General features: G+C 62.5%; 19 protein-coding genes. 13 read left to right on the forward strand and 6 right to left on the reverse strand.

What is annotated here, in order from left to right:
* The first annotated feature begins 93 nt into the window (after positions 1 to 93).
* The 3 genes from J2J99_RS18740 (at position 94) to J2J99_RS18750 (ending at position 3854) form a co-directional block, all read left to right on the forward strand.
* The gene (locus J2J99_RS18740; RefSeq protein ID WP_205918750.1) at positions 94 to 948 is read left to right on the forward strand and encodes a helix-turn-helix transcriptional regulator; all 855 of its coding nucleotides are present in this window, start codon (positions 94 to 96) and stop codon (positions 946 to 948) included.
* Positions 949 to 1022: 74 nt separating this feature from the next.
* On the forward strand, positions 1023 to 2759 hold the full coding sequence (ggt, locus tag J2J99_RS18745) for a gamma-glutamyltransferase (protein WP_168296047.1): 1737 nt from the start codon (positions 1023 to 1025) through the stop codon (positions 2757 to 2759).
* Positions 2760 to 2879: 120 nt separating this feature from the next.
* The gene (locus J2J99_RS18750; protein ID WP_168296046.1) at positions 2880 to 3854 is read left to right on the forward strand and encodes a threonine ammonia-lyase; all 975 of its coding nucleotides are present in this window, start codon (positions 2880 to 2882) and stop codon (positions 3852 to 3854) included.
* Between the two features lie 5 nt (positions 3855 to 3859).
* Here J2J99_RS18750 and J2J99_RS18755 read toward each other — a convergent pair whose 3' ends face one another.
* Positions 3860 to 4753 carry a LysR substrate-binding domain-containing protein gene (locus J2J99_RS18755; protein ID WP_168296045.1) on the reverse strand — a complete coding sequence of 298 codons (894 nt, stop codon included), beginning with the start codon at positions 4751 to 4753 and terminating at the stop codon, positions 3860 to 3862.
* 117 nt (positions 4754 to 4870) lie between these two features.
* On the opposite strand from J2J99_RS18755, the gene J2J99_RS18760 reads away from it, so the two are divergent.
* Genes J2J99_RS18760 through J2J99_RS18770 form a run of 3 tightly spaced genes read left to right on the forward strand, consistent with a single transcriptional unit; the run spans position 4871 to position 6239 of the window.
* Positions 4871 to 5290 carry a tautomerase family protein gene (locus J2J99_RS18760; protein ID WP_168296044.1) on the forward strand — a complete coding sequence of 140 codons (420 nt, stop codon included), beginning with the start codon at positions 4871 to 4873 and terminating at the stop codon, positions 5288 to 5290.
* On the forward strand, positions 5287 to 5691 hold the full coding sequence (locus tag J2J99_RS18765) for a cupin domain-containing protein (RefSeq protein WP_168296043.1): 405 nt from the start codon (positions 5287 to 5289) through the stop codon (positions 5689 to 5691). Before J2J99_RS18760 ends, J2J99_RS18765 begins: the two co-directional genes overlap by 4 nt.
* Positions 5688 to 6239 (forward strand): DUF4865 family protein, encoded by a 552-nt coding sequence (locus J2J99_RS18770; RefSeq protein WP_168296042.1) that lies wholly within the window; start codon positions 5688 to 5690, stop codon positions 6237 to 6239. Before J2J99_RS18765 ends, J2J99_RS18770 begins: the two co-directional genes overlap by 4 nt.
* A gap of 7 nt (positions 6240 to 6246) precedes the next feature.
* Here J2J99_RS18770 and J2J99_RS18775 read toward each other — a convergent pair whose 3' ends face one another.
* The 3 genes from J2J99_RS18775 to J2J99_RS18785 all read right to left on the reverse strand — a co-directional run bounded on the left by J2J99_RS18775 (position 6247) and on the right by J2J99_RS18785 (position 8931).
* Positions 6247 to 6882 carry a LysE family translocator gene (locus tag J2J99_RS18775; protein ID WP_168296041.1) on the reverse strand — a complete coding sequence of 212 codons (636 nt, stop codon included), beginning with the start codon at positions 6880 to 6882 and terminating at the stop codon, positions 6247 to 6249.
* A gap of 124 nt (positions 6883 to 7006) precedes the next feature.
* The gene (pyk, locus tag J2J99_RS18780; protein ID WP_168296040.1) at positions 7007 to 8446 is read right to left on the reverse strand and encodes a pyruvate kinase; all 1440 of its coding nucleotides are present in this window, start codon (positions 8444 to 8446) and stop codon (positions 7007 to 7009) included.
* Positions 8446 to 8931 carry a DUF1036 domain-containing protein gene (locus J2J99_RS18785; protein WP_168296039.1) on the reverse strand — a complete coding sequence of 162 codons (486 nt, stop codon included), beginning with the start codon at positions 8929 to 8931 and terminating at the stop codon, positions 8446 to 8448. The genes pyk and J2J99_RS18785 overlap by 1 nt, the downstream gene beginning before the upstream one ends.
* 200 nt (positions 8932 to 9131) lie before the next feature.
* Between J2J99_RS18785 and J2J99_RS18790 the strand changes: the two genes are divergently transcribed.
* The 3 genes from J2J99_RS18790 (at position 9132) to J2J99_RS18800 (ending at position 10593) form a co-directional block, all read left to right on the forward strand.
* Positions 9132 to 9920, forward strand: a complete 789-nt coding sequence (locus J2J99_RS18790) for an N-formylglutamate amidohydrolase (protein ID WP_168296038.1) — start codon at positions 9132 to 9134, stop codon at positions 9918 to 9920.
* Positions 9921 to 9935: 15 nt separating this feature from the next.
* Positions 9936 to 10241: a DUF1244 domain-containing protein gene (locus J2J99_RS18795; protein WP_010030106.1), complete on the forward strand. Its 306-nt coding sequence runs from the start codon at positions 9936 to 9938 to the stop codon at positions 10239 to 10241.
* An 88-nt stretch (positions 10242 to 10329) separates the two neighbouring features.
* Positions 10330 to 10593, forward strand: a complete 264-nt coding sequence (locus J2J99_RS18800; protein WP_003585771.1) for a DUF2312 domain-containing protein — start codon at positions 10330 to 10332, stop codon at positions 10591 to 10593.
* Between the two features lie 163 nt (positions 10594 to 10756).
* On the opposite strand, the gene J2J99_RS18805 is transcribed toward J2J99_RS18800, so the two are convergent.
* Both J2J99_RS18805 and J2J99_RS18810 read right to left on the reverse strand, forming a co-directional pair.
* Positions 10757 to 12601, reverse strand: a complete 1845-nt coding sequence (locus J2J99_RS18805) for a peptidoglycan L,D-endopeptidase MepK (protein WP_168296037.1) — start codon at positions 12599 to 12601, stop codon at positions 10757 to 10759.
* A 178-nt stretch (positions 12602 to 12779) separates the two neighbouring features.
* Positions 12780 to 14327: a sigma-54-dependent transcriptional regulator gene (locus J2J99_RS18810; protein WP_168296036.1), complete on the reverse strand. Its 1548-nt coding sequence runs from the start codon at positions 14325 to 14327 to the stop codon at positions 12780 to 12782.
* A 207-nt stretch (positions 14328 to 14534) separates the two neighbouring features.
* Between J2J99_RS18810 and J2J99_RS18815 the strand changes: the two genes are divergently transcribed.
* The 4 genes from J2J99_RS18815 to J2J99_RS18830 all read left to right on the forward strand — a co-directional run bounded on the left by J2J99_RS18815 (position 14535) and on the right by J2J99_RS18830 (position 18672).
* Positions 14535 to 16388 (forward strand): M3 family oligoendopeptidase, encoded by a 1854-nt coding sequence (locus tag J2J99_RS18815; RefSeq protein ID WP_168296035.1) that lies wholly within the window; start codon positions 14535 to 14537, stop codon positions 16386 to 16388.
* Between the two features lie 264 nt (positions 16389 to 16652).
* Positions 16653 to 17759, forward strand: coding sequence for an aminodeoxychorismate synthase component I (locus J2J99_RS18820; RefSeq protein WP_205918748.1), 1107 nt, complete (start codon positions 16653 to 16655; stop codon positions 17757 to 17759).
* Positions 17756 to 18385 carry an aminotransferase class IV family protein gene (locus J2J99_RS18825; RefSeq protein ID WP_168296033.1) on the forward strand — a complete coding sequence of 210 codons (630 nt, stop codon included), beginning with the start codon at positions 17756 to 17758 and terminating at the stop codon, positions 18383 to 18385. The genes J2J99_RS18820 and J2J99_RS18825 overlap by 4 nt, the downstream gene beginning before the upstream one ends.
* Positions 18386 to 18387: 2 nt before the next feature.
* Positions 18388 to 18672, forward strand: coding sequence for a YciI family protein (locus J2J99_RS18830; protein ID WP_168296032.1), 285 nt, complete (start codon positions 18388 to 18390; stop codon positions 18670 to 18672).
* The last annotated feature ends 132 nt before the right edge of the window (positions 18673 to 18804 follow it).

Below are 18804 nucleotides of genomic sequence, written 5' to 3' on the forward strand. Positions count from 1 at the left end.
AGCCACAGGCGCTTCAATCACCCGCGACGCCTGCATCATGCGCCGCCCGGAAACGTCAAACAGTTCCATTTTTATCCTGGTATCGATACTGATATGATCCCCGGCATGGACCAGAGAGCCGACACATTCGAAGCCCGCCGCCGTGAATTCGCAGCCTTCCTGCGTTCGCGTCGCGAGCGGCTGGCGCCGTCCGAAGTCGGCTTGCCGGAGGGTTTTCGCCGGCGCACACCAGGGCTGAGGCGCGAGGAACTCGCGATGCTGGCCGGCGTCGGCACCACCTGGTACACATGGTTGGAACAGGGCCGCGACGTCCGGCCCTCGGCACAGGTGCTCAATGCCCTTGCCGATGCGCTGCGTCTCGACGAGGCCGAGCGCCAGCATCTCTTCACCCTCAACGACCGCCAGATGGCGCAGACAGTATCCAGCGCGCCCGAATGTGTCGACGAACCGCTGCAGCGCATGCTCGCCAACCTCACCCACCAACCGGCCTATGTGCTTGGCCGTCGGTGGGATGTGCTGGCTTGGAACCGCGCCGCTGAAGTGCTCTTCGGCGGTTACGTCACGCTCGAACGTGACGAGCGCAACACCATGCATCGCCTCTTCGCCGACCCGGCGCATCGCCGGCTGCTCGTCGATTGGGAGGCGGTTGCCCGCGTCTCGCTGGCGATGTTTCGCGCCGACAGCGCGCGTTATGCCGGTGATCCGGATTTCGAGCGACTGATCGCCCTGCTGAAACAGGCAAGCCCTGAATTTCGTGACTGGTGGCAGCGCCACGAGGTCGTCAGCCCGCTGTCGGGTATCAAACGCATCGACCATCCGGTTAAGGGCCGAATGTGCTTCGAGCATACGGGGCTGACTTTGACGAGCCGGCCGGAGATGAAGCTCGTCGTCTATACGCCGCTGGATGATGAGGACACCAACCGGAAACTCGCCGAGCTTCTTGCCTAAAGCCAAACCCTTGCATTGCCTCGGGCCGTCGCAGCCCCATATGTTTTCCATCATTGTCCATAGGAGGGGAAATCATGGGCCGCCTGTATATCGGGACGATCTCCGTCATATCGGCATTGTCGCTCTGCCTGACCTCGGCTTTCGCGGCCTCGCCCGCACCGGTTGAAGCAGAACACGGCATGGTCGTCACCGCTCAGCATTTGGCGACCGATGTCGGCGTCGAGGTGTTGAAGAGCGGCGGCAATGCCGTCGATGCGGCCGTCGCCGTCGGTTACACGCTCGCGGTGGTCTATCCCTCGGCCGGCAATCTCGGCGGCGGCGGCTTCATGACCATCCGCCTGAAAGACGGCACGAAAACCTTCCTCGATTTCCGCGAACGCGCGCCGCTCGCCGCGACGAAGACCATGTATCTCGATGCCAAGGGCGATATCGTGCCGCGTGCCAGCCTCGACGGTTATCTCGCCGTCGGCGTTCCCGGCTCGGTCATGGGCTTTGAAACGGCCCGCGAGAAATACGGCACCCGCTCACGCCAGGATCTGATCGCGCCGGCGCTCCGCTTCGCCAAGGAGGGCTTCACCCTGGAACAGGGTGATGCGGCCATTCTTGCCGGCAGCGCCAAACGCCTCGCCAAAGATGAGACAGCGGCGAAAATCTTTCTGAAACCGGATGGCAGGCCTTATGCATCGGGCGAAAAACTTGAGCAGCCGGACCTCGCCGCGGTCCTGGCCGCCATCTCCGAAAAAGGCTCAGACGCCTTCTACAAGGCCGCGCCCGCCGAGGCGATCGTCAAGGCGAGCCAAGCCAAGGGCGGCATTCTCGCCATGCAGGATTTCGAACAATATGCCGTGCGGGAGCTGAAGCCGATCGAGTGCAATTACCGCGGCTATGACATCATCTCCTCGCCGCCGCCCTCTTCCGGCGGCGTCATCATCTGCGAAATCCTCAACGTCCTCGAAGGTTATCCGCTCTCCTACCTCGGCTACGCCTCGGCCGAAACCGTGCATGTGATGGTCGAGGCGATGCGCTACGCCTATGTCGACCGTAACGCGGCGCTCGGCGATCCCGATTTCGTCGAGAACCCGGTCGAAAAACTGCTCGACAAGAATTACGCCAAGGAGACCGCAGCGAAGATCGATCCCTACAAGGCCGGCACGTCGGCGAATTTGAAGCCGCTCGGCGGCAAGGAAAGCAACGAGACGACGCACTATTCGATCATTGACGACGAGGGTAATGCGGTCGCCGTCACCTACACGCTGAACGGCTCCTTCGGCGCCGCCGTCGTAGCTCCCGGCACCGGCATCCTGCTGAACAACGAGATGGACGATTTCACGTCCAAGCCCGGGGTGCCGAACCTCTACGGTCTGGTGCAGGGCGAGGCGAACGCCATCGCCCCGAAAAAGACGCCGCTCTCCTCGATGAGCCCGACGATCATCACCCGCGACGGCAAGCCCTTCATGGTAATCGGCAGCCCCGGCGGTTCGCGCATCATCACCATCACGCTGGAGGCGTTCCTCAACGTCGTCGATTTCGGCATGGATATCAGCCAGGCGGTCAATGCACCGCGTTTCCATCACCAATGGCAGCCGGATAAGGTCTTTCTCGAGCCCTATGCGCTTTCGCCGGATACGGAAAGAACGCTTGCCGCCATGGGCTATAGCTTCGACGGCGGCAATGACGCGCCGCTCTGGGGCCAGGCTGCCGGCATCCTGGTCGGCGGCAAGAGCCTCGCCGCCATCGCAAAGGGCGGCGGCGCCCGCTATAACGGCGCCATGGATGCTCGGGCGGCAGAAGGTTCGGCCGGCGGCTATTGATGGCGCCAAAATGGATTACGCGGCGGATATCCATTCATGTCACGGTGACAAAGTCGACGTTCACAAACGGCGTGCCGCGTCCTATGCATGTCAGAACTCTCCAAGCAGGACGATTCCCGAATGGCAAGCATTGAAATGATTGTCGCAGCCCGCGCCCGTCTGCGCGGCCATGCGCGCCGCACGCCCCTTCTTTCCTCCCCGTTCTTGAACGAGATCGCCGGTCGGCGCCTGTTCGTGAAGGCCGAATGTCTGCAGCATTCCGGTTCCTTCAAATTTCGCGGCGGCTGGTCTGCCGTCTCCGGCCTCGATCCGGCCGTGCGCGCCCGCGGCGTCATCGCCTTCTCCTCGGGCAATCATGCCCAGGGTGTGGCGCTGGCCGCCAAGTTGCACGGCGTGCCGGCCGTCATCATCATGCCGAGCGATGCTCCGAAGCTGAAGATCGCCAACACCCGCGCCTTCGGCGCCGAAGTGGTGCTCTACGACCGCGCCAACGGGGATCGCGACGCAATCGGCGCCCGGCTTTCGGCCGAGCGTGGCCTGACGCTGATCAAGCCTTTCGACGAACCGTTGGTGATCGCCGGCCAGGGCACGACCGGCCTGGAGATTTCCGAGCAGGTTGAAGAAGAAGGCGTGACATCAGCCGACGTTCTCGTGCCCTGTGGCGGCGGCGGACTGACCTCCGGCATCGCCCTTGCCCTCGAAGCCAGTGCTCCCGGCCTTCGCGTCCGCCCCTGCGAGCCCAGGGATTTCGACGACACCGCCCGCTCGCTCGCCTCTGGCAGGATCGAGCGCAACGCGTCGATATCCGGCTCGATCTGCGATGCGATCCTGACGCCGCAGCCGGGTAACATCACCTTCCCGATCCTCAAGCGCCTTGCCGGCGCCGGCATCGTCGTCACCGACGAAGAGTCGCTGCGCGCCATGGCGCTCGCATTCACCCGACTGAAGATTGTCGTCGAACCCGGCGGCGCCGTGGCCCTCGCCGCCGCCCTCTTCCATGGCGAGGTGCTGGAAAGCGACGCGGTCATCGCCGTCACCTCCGGCGGCAATGTCGATGCCGATCTCTTCGCTACGGCGCTTGAACGCTTCGGCTGAGATTTTTAGAGCCTTTCCTGCAGCGCGCCGTGCACGGACTGCAGCACGAGCTCGCCAAGCCGCGCGGCAGCCGGTTGCAACTCGGCTTCGGCCCGATGCAGAACCAGGCCAAGCTTCGGCAGGTCGGGCAGGCCGACCGCCTTCGGCGTCAGCGGCCGGAGCTTCGCGGGCAGGCCGATCGGGGTGCGGATGGTCAGGCCGAGACCGGCCGCCGTCGCCGCCCAGAGGCCGCCGAGACTGGCACTGACAAAGGCGAGCCGCCAGGAAATGCCGGCCGCATCAAGCGCCTTTGTCGCTGCACTGCGCAACAGGCACGGCGCCTCCAGCGAGGCAAGCGGCATCGGCTCGCCGCTTGCCGCATACCAGCCGATCGGCCCCTCGGCAGGCCCGATCCAGCACATCGGCACTTCGCCGATCCGCTCGCAATGCGCCGTCAGCGCGCCATCGCTCCAGGCGAGCGCCAGGTCGAGCTTGCCTGAGGTGACGCGCTCGAGCAGTTCGGCATTGCGTCCCACCCGCGCCTCGATGCGGACCTTCGGATGGGCGCGGGCGAAACGGCCGAGCACCTCGGGCAGCAAGGTCTCACCGAAATCCTCCTGCAACCCAAGCCGCACCCAGCCCTCCAGCTCGATGCTGTGCACGGCTGCGGCCGCCTCGTCGTTGAGCTCCAGGAGCCGCCGGGCATAGCCGAGCAACGTCTCGCCGGCGTCGGTTAGCGCCAGTCCACGCCCCGCCTTGCGGAAGATCGGCGTGCCCGCCTGCTCCTCCAGCTTCTTCAGCTGGGCGCTGACGGCCGAGGTCGAACGCCCGAGCCGTTCTGCCGCTTTGGCGAAATTGCCGAGCTCCATGCCGGTCGAAAAGGTTCGAAGCACATCAAGATCGAAGATCGTCCGCCGCACCACACAGTTCCAATTTTCGGGATCATACGTTCAAAAAATTCTGATTTTCAGCATTATCGTGGCGTGCGATGGTTTCCGTGTCAAGGCCGACGGGCGGCCTTTCTCATGGAGTTTTCTATGCCCTTCGTTCGCATTTCCCTTCGCAAAGGCAAGTCGCGGGACTATCTCGCGGCACTCGCCGACAGCATCCAACACGCCCTCGTCGAAACCTTCGACGTGCCCGAGAACGATCGCTTCCAGACCATCCATCAGCATGATGAACACGAGCTGATCTTCGACCGCAACTATCTCGCCGGCCCGCGCTCCGACGATTTCGTCTATATCTCGATCACGATCGGCCGCCCCCGCTCGGCCGAGATGAAGGCGACGCTCTATCGCCGGCTTGTCGATCTCCTGGCGCAGTCGCCGGGCCTGCGACCCGAGGACGTGATGATTGTCATCAGCACCAGCGCCCCGGAAGACTGGTCCTTCGGCAACGGCGTCGCCCAGATGACGGATCCCGACTGGCGGGTGCGGGCGCTCGGAGGCCGACAATGAGCGCTTCGAACCCGAGGGCGATGACCGTCAGCCGTCCCGGCAAGGTGGTGCGCTCGCCGGAGGGCGTCGCAACGGCGCCTTTCTGGGTCGAGATGCTGCTCGAAAGCAGCACTGACGGCGCAAACACCGCCATGCGCGCGACGCTCGATCCAGGCACCATCACGCACTGGCACACGCATCCCAGGGGCCAGTTGCTCTATGTGCTTTCCGGCCATGGGCTGGCGCAGAGCGAAGGTGGCGCCGTCGAGACGCTGCGTGCCGGCGATGCCGTCTGGTTTGCGCCCGGCCAGCGCCATTGGCATGGCGCCGCCGACGACAGTCCCTTCAGCTATCTCAGCATCCAGGCGACGGAAAACGGCCACATCGTCGAATGGCTGCAACCGGTGGAGGAACGCTCTTGATCGCCATGCAATATAGCGTCACCCTGCCCGCCGACTACGACATGTCGATCATCGACCGCCGCATTCGTGACAAGGGACCGCTGCTCGACGGCTTTCCCAATCTCGGTTTCAAGGCCTATGTCAGCGCCCGCAGGGGTGAATTCGCCAGCCGCGACAATCTCTATGCGCCCTTCTATCTCTGGCAGAAGCCGGAAGGGGCAAGCGACTTCCTCTGCAGTCCGGGCTTCGCAGCCCTCACCGGCGCCTTCGGCTGGCCACAGGTCAGAACCTGGATCGTCTGGCAGGCGGAGGCTTCACCTGAAATCGCCGCGGCCAGATTTGCGACGCGCGATATCCTGCCGACGGAGCCTTACGCGCCGCTCGCCGACATCCGACAGGCGGAAAGTGCTGCGGCTGGGGCCGACGTAGCGGCAGGCGGCGCGCTTGCCTCCGTCTGCGGCTTCGAACCGACGACATGGACGCGGGTGCGTTTCAGACTATGGCCGGAAATGCCCGCAATTGACGCGCGCACCCAGACCTATCGCATCGGTCACCTGTCCCTGCCCTGACGCCGACTCAAACGGTCGCCCGCCGATAGAGGGCGAGCGAGCCGGCGAGCGCCAGCAGTGCGCCGCCGCAGGCTCGCTCCAGCCACAGGGCGCCCGATGTTTTCAAGAGACGCACCGCCTGCGAACCGAAAAGGGCGTAGCCGAACATGATGAGAAAATCGAGCGCAGCAAAGGTGAGCGCGAGCAGCGCGTATTGCCCAGCCTGAGGCAGAGTCGGGTCGATGAATTGCGGCAGGAAGGCCGAGAAAAACAGATAGCCCTTCGGGTTCGTCGCGGCGACCATGAAACTCTTCAGGCCGATCGAAAAGGTCGATATCGCGCCAGTCGGCGCCCCTGGCTGGAGCGTCGCTTCGATCGTGCCCTTCGAGCGCAGCAGCATGATTCCGAGAAAGGCAAGATAGGCAGCCCCCGCCCATTTGAGCATCGAGAACCAGAATTCCGATGCCGCCAACAACGCACCGAGCCCGATTGCCACGGCGCCAATCAACACGAAATCGGAAAGCACCGCGCCGACCATACCCGCAACCGCCCTGCGCAGACCATGCCGCGAACCGTTTGTCAGAGCCAGCAGCACGGTCGGTCCCGGCGTCGCTATGCCGACAAAAGAAACGGCGGCAAAAGCCAAAAGCGTGACGATGTCCATGATGGTCCCTCCAAGCCCGAAGGGTGAAACTTGCACAGGCCGCAACCCTTGGCAATGCCTGAGCCATCAATGCAAAACCCGCCGCCCCTGTGAGGCAGCGGGTTCTTGTCGGGATGCGATCGGATCAGATGCCGCTCTGGCCGTCAGAACCGATATAGGCAATGCGGATCATGTTGGTGGCGCCGGGCGTGCCGAGCGGCACGCCGGCCGAGATGATGATGCGGTCGCCCGGCTTGCCGAAGCCTTCGTCCGCGACGATGCGGCAGGCGCGGTTGACCATGTCGTCGAGATCGGTGGCGTCATGGGTGACGACGCAATGCAGGCCCCAGACGATGGCGAGCCGGCGTGCCGTCTTGATGATCGGCGACAGTGCCAGGATCGGCACCTGTGGGCGCTCGCGCGAGGCGCGAAGGCCTGTCGTGCCCGAGGAGGTGTAACAAACGATCGCCGACAGTTTCAACGTCTCGGCGATCTGGCGGGCGGCAAGTGAGATCGCATCGGCGCCGGTCGCTTCCGGCTGGGCGCGCTGGGCATAGATAATGCCGGGATAATGCGGCTCGCGCTCGATGGCAGTGGCAATCGACGCCATGGTCGAGACGGCTTCGACCGGATAGTCGCCGGAGGCCGATTCGGCCGAGAGCATGACGGCATCGGCACCTTCGAAGACGGCGGTCGCGACATCCGACACTTCGGCGCGCGTAGGCACCGGGGCCGAAATCATCGATTCCAGCATCTGCGTGGCGACGACCACCGGCTTGCCCGAACGGCGGCAGGCGCGGATCAGTTGCTTTTGGATGCCGGGAACCGATTCGAGCGGCATTTCGACGCCGAGATCGCCGCGGGCGACCATCAGAGCATCGGACAGCTCTATGATCTCCTCGATACGCTCGAGAGCCTGCGGTTTTTCGATCTTCGACATCAGACCGACGCGGCCGCGGGCGATCTTGCGCACCTCGGCAAGGTCGTCGGGACGCTGGACGAAGGAAAGCGCTACCCAGTCGACATCGTCGGTGGCAAGCACGGCGTCGAGGTCGGCGCGGTCCTTATCCGTCAGTGCGCCGACTCCGAGCAGCGTGTCGGGAAGGCTGACGCCCTTGCGGTCGGAAATGCGGGTACCTGAAATAACCGTTGTGACGATGCTCTTGCCGTCGCATTTGTCGGCGCGCAGCGCGAGCTTGCCGTCGTCGATCAGCAGGCGATGGCCAGGCTGCACCGATTCCAGGATCTCCGGATGCGGCAGATAGACACGGGTCTGATCGCCGAGCGCTTCGTTGTTGTCGAGCGTGAAGGTCTGGCCTGGCTTCAGGTCGACCTTGCTGTCGACGAACTTGCCGACGCGCAGTTTCGGCCCCTGCAGGTCGGCGAGAATGCCGATCGGCCGGCCGGAGCGCGCCTCGACCGAGCGGATGCGCTGGATGAGCGTACGCATCAGGTCGTGGCTCGCATGGCTCATATTGATGCGGAAGACGTCGGCACCAGCCTGGTGCAGCTTCTCGATCACCGATTCCTCGGCGGAGGCGGGCCCGAGGGTGGCGAGGATTTTAATTTTGCGATTACGCTTCATCAATTCTGGCTTTCTTGCGTCCCTGGGGTGTCGGAGAGTTGGACCATCCAGCTGCCCTGGCGGCCCGTGTCATATTCCTTGAAACCCATCTTCTGGTAGCCGCGGGCATAACAATCCTGCACACCCGAGATCTTGAACTCGTTTTCCGCCACGCACATCTGCACGTCCCCCGTCCATCGTCCTCCCCGGGCGGCGTCCTCTGCGTAGAGGTAATAATAACGCGATTGCAATTCTCCCTCGATCAACACGGCGCAGGTTGTTGCCGGCACCTGCCACCAGCCTTCCGTCACCCAGCCATCTTTGGCCCGATACCCGATCGCGACGCCGACCAGATTCTGCGTTCCGTTGCAGACGCGAAAATCGGCGCGTGCGGCATCTGCGATGAAGAACGGCATAAAAGCTGCAAGAGCGAACAGAGCGAGTCGGACCAGCGGTCCGGACCGCGTGAGGAAACTTGGCGCGGCTTGAATCAACACGGCTCCCAAATAGCTCCACGGTTATTCATATCCGTGTCTTCTTGCGCCGCCGCCAAGCGAAAGTCAACGCGATGCTAATCGATTATATTTCCTTTCATAAACTGCACGTCAAGGGTCATTTCCGTTCCTGCCGCCTGTAGTGCTTGAACCGTCGGGAGCCCCATGCGATCACTGAGCCCGACCGCGCAATAACGAATGGCAATTCCTTCATGGACGACTTCCGATCCTTCGAAATCCTATCCGGCAAACATGACAAAGGCATGGTGATCCTCGCCGATCACGCGATGAACCGCCTTCCCGCGCGATATGGCCGGCTCGGCCTGCCCGATGCGGCCTTTGCCCGCCACATCGCCTATGACATCGGCATCGAGAGCCTGACGCGGCAGCTTTCGGCGAGACTTGGCGTACCTGCGGTGCTTGGTGGCTTCTCGCGCCTGCTGATCGACCCGAACCGCGGCGAGGATGACCCGACGCTGGTCATGAAGATTTCCGACGGCGCCGTAATCTCTGGCAATCATCCGATCACACCGCAGGAATGGGAGTATCGTATCGAGACCTTCCATCGCCCCTATCACCATGCGGTGGCGGCAACTATCGATAAGGTTGCGAACGCCACCGGCCGGGCGCCGCTGGTCCTGTCGCTGCATTCCTTCACGCCGGCGTGGAAAGGAATTCCCCGCCCATGGCATGCCGCAGTCCTCTGGGACAGCGACCGGCGCGCCGTCGGCCCGCTGCTCGACATGCTACGCGCCGATCCAGATCTCTTCGTTGGCGACAACGAACCCTATGACGGCGCCCTGAAGGGCGATACCATGTACCGGCACTGCATGATGACCGGCATCCCGCACGCACTGCTCGAAGTGCGGCAGGATCTGATCGCAGACGAGACCGGGATTGCTGCATGGGCCGAACGCCTGGCGCCGATCTTTGCGGCGATGAACGCCGATCCTGCCCTGCACGAATACGACGTCCATCTGTCGCGCACCGGTCCCTATTGAAGGAAGGAAAGCGAGATGACCGCGCTCAGCAAAGAACAACAGACCGAATTTGAAGCCGCCGCCTTCCGCCGCCTCGTCGCGCATCTTCGGGAGCGCAGCGACGTGCAGAACATCGATTTGATGAACCTGGCCGGTTTCTGCCGCAACTGCCTGTCGAACTGGTACCGCGAAGCGGCCGAAGCCGAGGGAGTCGCCGTGACCAAGGACGAATCGCGCGAAATGGTCTACGGCATGCCTTACGAGGACTGGAAAAATCTCCATCAGAACGAGGCCTCGCCTGTGCAAAAGGCCGCTTTTGAACTGAACAACCCCCACAAATAGCCCATCACGCGGCGAATAGGCTTGACCCTCGCGCCGCTTCGCGGCAGTCACGGGCATCCAAAATTATCGTCCCAATCAGGAGAACACGATGTCTGATGCACATGGCGTCGCCCGCGACCAGCTTCGCGCCTTCATCGAGCGCATTGAACGGCTGGAAGAAGAAAAGAAGACCATCGCCGACGACATCAAGGACGTCTACGGCGAAGCCAAGGGTATGGGCTTCGACACCAAGATCCTGAAGAAAGTCGTGGCGCTGCGCAAAAAGGACGAGCAGGAGCGCATGGAAGAGGAAGCGATCCTCGACACCTATTTGCACGCGCTCGGTATGATCGAGTCCCCGCCGGAAGGCTGATCCGACTGGCATCGCTGACGTCGATAAGCCGCTGGAGCGATCCGGCGGCTTTCTTTTGGAGAGAACGCGACCCCCCGAACACCGACAGTGTCAGATCGAAGCGGCCAAAAGAAAAACCGCCGGATCGCTCCAGCGGTTTTTGAAATTCCCAGGATCGGCATGCTCAGTTCGTATTGAACTTGCGCACTTCCATGAAGTTGACGGCCGTGCCGCTGAAGCGGGCAGGATCGACCGACGCAGTCTTGACGTTGAAACCTTCGGCATAGACGGCGGTCGGCTGGGCGCGCATCGTCTGGCTGACGAAGCGCGGCGCCTTGACCTGCTTGGAGGCCATCTCGAGGCGGGCATTGGTCAGCGCCCACTGCGAAATCATCTTCTGCGTCAGCTTCGGCTCGGTGCGCACCGTCGCGCGGCTGGCGTCGGCGGCGGCGGCCTCCTTCTGCGTCGGGCGCCCCCCCTTGGTGGGAACAGCCGGTGCGACGGCGTTTTCGGCGGCCGGTGTGTCGAAGGCGTCGCCGAAGTTTGCCGACTTCGTTACGGGCGCCAGGGCTGCGAGCTGAAGCGACGGCTTTTGGGCAGGCGGCTGTTGCGGCATCGCGGCGTTGATTGCCTCCTCCACCGTCATTTCCGGCGCATGCGCGGCGACCTGGTTTTCGCCAATCTTGTTCTGCTGGTCGAGCGCGTCGGCAACGGCAGGAGACAGTCCGCCGTCCTGATCGGCCTCGTCGGCCTCTGCTTCCGGATCGGCATCGGCCGCAGCGAGAAGCTTTTCGGCAAGGGCAGGACGTTCGACCGGCGTCGGAACCGGCATACCGCTCAGCATGGCGGGATCGGTCGACGCGACTTCGGCATCGCCGGGCGCACGGCGCTGGCCGAGAAGCGAAGGAATCGGGATGCTGTAGGCGCTAAGATCGGCGAACTGCTGCGGCTGGGCCTGATCGACTGGGAGCGCGGCCAGGGCCTGCTGCGCGGCATTACCCGAAGGCGGCGCCATCAGTGCGCTCGCAACTTCGCTACCGGCCGGCTGGTTGCTGAATGCCGGACGAACCTGCGGCACAGGTGCGTTCAGATTGGCAACTTCGGTCTGCTGCGGCGGCTCGGCCGGGGTCGGCTCGGCAGCCTTCGGCGGCGTCGCCTTGGCAGCAGCGACAGGAGCGGAATCGTCCGACTCATCCTCTTGCTCATCAGCCCCGCCGCCAAAAAGTGCTTCGAACAGCGTCTTGTGCTTCGGCGACGATTCGGACGCACTGGCGATCTCGATCTGCGTGCTGTTGACACGGCGCTTGTAGTCGGCCATCGCCTGCTGATAGCCGGGCAGCGGCTTGCCATCAGCCGGAATGTGAAGGGTATTGCCGTTCGGGAAAAGTCGAACGAGCTCGTCGCGGCTCATGCGCGGCCAGGCGCGAACACCGCCGACATCCATATGCACGAAGGGTGAACCGGATTTCGGATAGAAGCCGACGCCGCCGACCTGCATCTTCATGCCGATGCCGCGCAGGGTTGCGAGCTTGACATCAGGAATAAAGAAATCCATCGCCTTGCCGAGCATATGCTGGCTCTTTTCGGCGACGCCGGAATTGCGCGAGCGCCCGCGCAGCATCTCGTTGGTCGCCGGCGAGCGGAAGCCGCAGACAACATTGATGTAATCCCGTGAACCGCTCTGGCGATAGACTTCCCAGATCAGGTCGAACAGGCGCGGATCCATCTTCGTCGGCTGATTCTTGCGCCAGTCGCGGAGGAAGCGGTTCAGCTGCTCCAGACCCTTGGGGTCGAACTTGCCATTGCGCTTGTAGGTGATGACGGCCTTTTCGCCGGTATGGATGAAATAGAGCTTGAGGCTACGGGTTTCGCCCGCGGCCTCGGAACGCGTACTGACGAATACCGGCGAGGAAACTGCAAGCGCAAGAAGGGCGGCCGCCGCCGTCCTCACTGCCTTTCCGCAAATGTCGGCGCACAAAGAACGCCAGCTCAAGCGCGAAGGCTTGGAATTCCCATTCAGATTCGGCAACTCGATCCCCGTCAGACAGACAATGTCCCGTACTGTCTCAGATGACTGTCAAATGCGGTCACACGATGGCAAAAATGCCACACATGATCAACCTTTTCTTTACATAGTGAACGAGCCACTAACAAGTGGTTTATAATCAGTAACAGTTCGTGGTTGCCTGAGTCTTAATAAATAGGGCTTAAGCCGCATCTTTCTGGGGATTATCGGGGTCTATGCCGTAATCTTTGAGTTTGCGATAAAGTGTGGATCGTCCGATGCCAAGCTTGCGCGCCACTTGACTCATCTGTCCGCGATAGAATTTGAGTGCGAATCGGATGAGTTCCTCCTCGACATCGGCAAGCTTGCGCACGTCGCCCGAGGGATTGACGCTGGCGATTGCATTTTCGGAGGTCTCGGACAGGCGGTGGTGGTGCACCTCCGCTGGCGTCGGCGCCCGGTATTCCTCGCCATATGCCTCGTCCGGGTCGAGGCCGGAATTGTCGGCCACGAGCGCAAGGTGATCCACCACTTCATATTCCGGAAGCTGGGCCGCGATCTGCGGGAAGTCCGCCTCGGTCAACTCCGGCCCTTCGGCCAGAACGACAGCGCGGAAGATCGCGTTTTCGAGCTGGCGGATATTGCCCGGCCAGTCATAGGCGGTCAGCAGCGCCAGCGCGCCTGAGTTGACCGTCATGCGGCGGCCGTTCTTCTGCTCGCTGGAGAAGCGCTCGGCGAAGACGCGCACCAGGTGCGGAATGTCTTCCTTGCGCTTGCGCAGCGCTGGGATGGTGATCGGGAAGACGTTGAGGCGATAGTAGAGATCTTCGCGGAAGTGGCCGTTCTTGACTTCTTCGATCAGATCCTTGTTGGTCGCCGAGATCAGCCGGACATTCACCTTATGTGCGGTGCGCGCGCCGACGGTCTCGATCTCGCCCTGCTGCACCGCGCGCAGCAGCTTCACCTGCACTTCGAGCGGCAGGTCGCCGATCTCGTCGAGGAAGATGGTGCCGCCGTCGGCCTCCATGAATTTGCCGATGTGACGTTCGGTCGCCCCGGTGAAGGCGCCCTTCTCGTGGCCGAAGAGAATGCTTTCGACGAGGTTGTGCGGGATCGCTCCGCAATTGACGGTGACGAACGGCTTGTTCGAGCGTTCACCGCCGGACTGGATGGCGCGCGCCACCAGCTCCTTGCCGACGCCGGATTCACCTTCAAGCACGACGGGGATGTTGGATTGCGCCGCCCGCTGGGCAAGATCGATGACGCGGATCATCGCCGGGCTTGCCGATACGATGTCGTCGAAACCAACGGAGCCTGAGCGCGACCGGCGTCCGGCCCGTGCCTTCACCTCGCGCTGGTCGAGCTTCATCGCATTGGAGATCGACGTGGCGATGCGTTCGGGCGAAACCGGCTTGACGACGAAATCGAAGGCGCCGGCGCGCATCGCCTGCACGACGGTTTCGATGCCGCCCTGACCCGTCTGCACAATGACGGGGATCTGCGTGCCGAATTCGTGAAGTGCATCGAGGAATTCTAGGCCGGTCATCTCGGGCATCATCAGGTCGAGCACGATGACGTTGAAAAGGCCGCTGTCGCGTTTGACCATTTCAAGGCCGATCCGGCCGTTTTCCGCCTGGTGCACGACATGGCCGTGACGCTCGATTGCGTTTTTGAGCAGACGGCGCTGCACCGGGTCGTCCTCGACCACGAGGATTTGCCCTGCTCCCTTGAGCTCAGTGTAACCGGTCATTGTCGCCTCACTTCATGCGAAACCATGGTGGGCACTCTGGCAGAAAGGCTTGAACATCCAGTTTTGAGAAACAATTGCATTTTATTGATTGCGACAGCCGCTTTTCGTGCCGAAGCGAGGCCTTTGATGGGCCGAAAGGCCCTTGATGCGGCGCCTTCTCACGCTTATTCAAACAGACCTGTTATAAAGTGGAGAGGAATTGCGTTTATGAAAATCAAGCTCCCGCACGCCAGCCTTCGTTTGTCGCCTGCAGCGCCAGCGGGGCCTGCCGATCCGGCGCTCGGCGATCTGCCGGTCTGGAAGCTGCAGGATCTTTATCCCTCCGCCACGTCAACCGCCTTCGTCGCCGACATGGAGAAGGCCGGCAAGGCCGCGATCGCCTTCGAGCAAAGGTGGAAGGGCAAACTCGCCGACGCCGCGACGAAAACCGGCAGGCAGGGCATCGGCGCGGCGCTGAAGGAATATGAGGCGCTTGACGACATTATGGGCCGCCTCGGCTCCTTCGCCGGCCTCACCTATTTCTCCGACACCACCAACCCGACCAACGGCAAGCTCTACGGCGACGTCCAGGCCAAGATCACCGAATTCTCAGGCCATCTCCTGTTCTTCGCGCTGGAACTGAACCGCATCGACGACGCGGTCATCGACGCCTGCATCGCCAACGACCCCGATGCCGGTCATTATCGCCCCTGGCTGATCGACCTCAGGAAAGACAAGCCCTATCAGCTCGACGACAGGCTGGAGCAGCTCTTCCTCGAAAAGTCGATGACATCGGCGGCCGCCTTCAATCGCCTGTTTGACGAAACCATGGCGGAACTCCGCTACGAGATCGATGGCGAGAAAGTGCCGCTCGAAGTTGCCTTGAACATGTTGCAGGAAAAGGATTCGGAAGTGCGCCGCAAGGCCGCCATGGCGCTCGCCGAAACCTTCAAGGCCAATATCCGCATCTTCACACTGATCACCAACACGCTTGCCAAGGACAAGGATATCTCCGACCGCTGGCGCGGCTTCGAAGACATTGCCGACTCCAGGCACCTCGCAAACCGTGTCGAGCGCGAGGTCGTCGATGCGCTCGCCGCTGCCGTCCGGGAAGCCTATCCCCGTCTTTCGCACCGCTATTATAAGATGAAGGCGAAATGGCTCGGCATGGAGCAGATGAACTTCTGGGACCGCAACGCGCCGCTTCCGGAAACCTCCAGCGCTGTGATCTCCTGGTCGGAGGCAAAGGACACGGTGCTGTCGGCCTATGGAAATTTCGCCCCCGCGATGGCCGATATCGCTAGGCGCTTCTTCGACGAACAATGGATCGATGCCCCGGTCCGTCCCGGCAAGGCGCCCGGCGCCTTTGCCCATCCAACGGTTCCCTCGGCCCATCCCTATGTGCTCGTCAATTATATGGGCAAGCCGCGCGACGTGATGACGCTGGCCCACGAACTCGGGCACGGCGTGCACCAGGTTCTGGCCGGCGCGCAAGGGGCGCTGATGTGCCAGACGCCTTTGACGCTTGCCGAAACCGCCTCCGTCTTCGGCGAGATGCTGACCTTCCGCGCGCTTCTCGAAAAGACCACCGACAGGCGCGAGCGCAAGGCGATGCTCGCCCAGAAGGTCGAGGACATGATCAACACGGTCGTGCGCCAGATCGCCTTCTACGAATTCGAGCGCAAGCTGCACACCGCCCGGAAATCAGGTGAGCTCACCGCCGACGACATCGGCGAACTCTGGCTCTCCGTCCAGTCCGAAAGCCTCGGGCCGGCGATCAGCATTTCCGAGGGCTACGAGACCTATTGGGCCTATATCCCCCACTTCATCCACTCGCCCTTCTATGTCTACGCCTATGCTTTCGGCGATTGCCTGGTGAATTCGCTCTATGCCGTCTACCAGAAGGCCGAGAAGGGCTTCCAGGAGAAGTATTTCGAACTGCTGAAGGCCGGCGGCACCAAGCATCATTCGGAACTTTTGAAGCCTTTCGGCCTCGACGCCACCGATCCGTCGTTCTGGAGCCATGGCCTGTCGATGATCGAGGGGCTGATCGACGAATTGGAGGCTTTGGATAGGGGATGAGAGAGGCGAGTCCCTGCTCCCCTCGGGGAGAAGGTGCCGGCAGGCGGATGAGGGAACTGCACGGCAGCCCCTCTCCTTCGCATAGGCTCAGGACGTCGCTTCGCTCCACCCCCTCATCTTCGGGCATCTTCTCCCCGAAGGGAGAAGAGAGAAATTATCTAACGCTCTTGATCGCATCCAGGCAGTGAGGAGCAGAACAACCGAAAGCGTTGCGTGGCCGATCAACCTTATATTCTCTTCCGCGACGACACGACCGGCCAGGTGATGCTGTTCGCGGAACCGGCTGAGATGATCGTCGCGCGAACGCGCGCCGAGTTCTTTGCCGGCCTTGTCAGGATGGAAGAAGCCAAGGCCGCCGGCAAATGGCTTGCGGGTTACGTGGCCTACGAGGCCGGATATCTCTTCGAAGAAAAACTCGCTGCCTTCGCCGACGAAAACCGCGAAACGCCGCTTCTCCTTTTCGGCGTTTTCGATGCTCCCCAGCCGGACACACACCCGCTTGCCCGGCCGAAACAGCGTCTCGAAAACGAGGAATTCCTCACGGCTCCGAAAGCTGCCTGGGATTTCCCTGTATATAAAGCGCGTTTCGACCGGCTTCACGAGCACCTCAGGCTTGGCGACGCCTACCAGGCGAACCTCACCATACCGGTCGAGGCCCGCTGGAACGGCGATCCTCGCGCTGCCTTCTGGTCGCTGATCGAACGCCAACCGGTCAAATACGGCGCGCTGGTCGATCTCGGCGGCCCCGTCATCCTGTCGCGCTCGCCCGAATTGTTCTTCCGCACCGATGAGCAAGGCTGGATCGAGACCCATCCGATGAAAGGGACGGCCAAACGCGGCGCCACTGCCGCCGACGATGCCGAAATCATCGAGGCCATGCGCAATGATATCAAGACGCAGGCCGAAAACCGCATGATCGTCGATCTCCTGCGCAACGATATCTCCCGCATCACCGAGGTCGGCACGCTCGATGTCCCGAAGCTCTTCGACGTCGAAACCTATCCGACCGTCCACCAGATGGTCAGTCATGTGCAGGCGAGGCTGCGCCCCGGCCTTTCGATCCGCGACATCTTCTCCGCCCTCTTTCCCTGCGGCTCGATCACTGGCGCGCCGAAGATGCGAGCGATGGAAATTCTCCACGCGCTGGAGGATGCCCCCCGCGATGCCTATTGCGGCGCGATCGGCATGATCTCGCCGAGTGGCGCCATGCGTTTTTCCGTCGCGATCCGCACCATCACGCTTTTCGGCGCCGGCAGGGCCGTCTTCAATGTCGGCGGCGGCATCGTCTTCGATTCGACCGCCGAGGCCGAATATGAGGAATGTCTGCTCAAGGCCCGCTTCGCCGTCGGCGACCAGTGGATCGCGCGATGACCGATTTTTCGCTGATCGAGACGCTGCGCTGGCAGCCCGGCGACGGCTTCATCCGCCTGCGGCTGCATCTCGCCCGGCTTTCCCGTTCCGCCCGTCGCCTTGGCTTCCCGCAGCCGATCGAGGCGGCTGCAAAACTCGAGGACGTCGTGGCGGGCTCTGCCGGTCCGCTGCGCCTCCGACTGACCTTGGATCGGCAGGGTCGCATCGAGGTGACGAGCGCGGCCTTCGTGCCGCTGGCGCCGGAGACGGTCTGGACGGTGCGCATCGCTGAGACGCGTCTTGATTCCACCGACAGGCTGCTGCGCCACAAGACGACGCGCCGCGCCGTCTACGAGGCGGGACGCGCCGAATATACATCGGCCGAAGCCGATGAGGTCATCCTGTTGAACGAGCGCGGCGAGGTCTGCGAGGGCACCATCACCTCCGTCTTTCTTGATGACGGGACCGGTACGCTACGCACTCCACCGATCTCCTGCGGCCTGCTTGCCGGCGTCTTGCGCACCGAGTTGATTTGCGCGCGCAAGGCGCGTGTCGGCCGCCTCACACTTGCCGATCTCGACGCCGGCACGCTCTATATCGGCAACTCGCTGCGCGGCCTGATCCGCGCCAATCTCGTCAGGACCTGATCATGTTCATCCTCTCCCTTACCTATCTCAAATCCAATGGCGAAGCCGACAGGTACATGGAAGCGCATATGGCCTGGGTGAAGGACGGTTATGCCAGGGGCTGGTTCCTCGCCTCCGGCCGCAAAGTGCCGCGCACCGGCGGCGCAATCCTCGCAATCGGCGATCGCACCGCGATCGAGGCCTATGTCGCCGCCGATCCCTTTATCATCCATGGCGTCGCCGCATACGACATTACCGAGCTCGCCGTAACAACGACGGTCGAAGACCTGGAAATCCTGAAACGCTGATTTCAGAGGCGGGCCGGATGGTCCGCCGCCGCTTGCTGACCTCACCCGCCCGATATTTGACCTTTCCCGGTCAACGCTCTTTATTGTGACGCCGTTTTGTGGTTAGAGCCGGTCACCTCGCAATTTCTGCGG

The sequence above is a fragment of the Rhizobium binae genome, from assembly GCF_017357225.1.
GTDB lineage: Bacteria > Pseudomonadota > Alphaproteobacteria > Rhizobiales > Rhizobiaceae > Rhizobium > Rhizobium binae.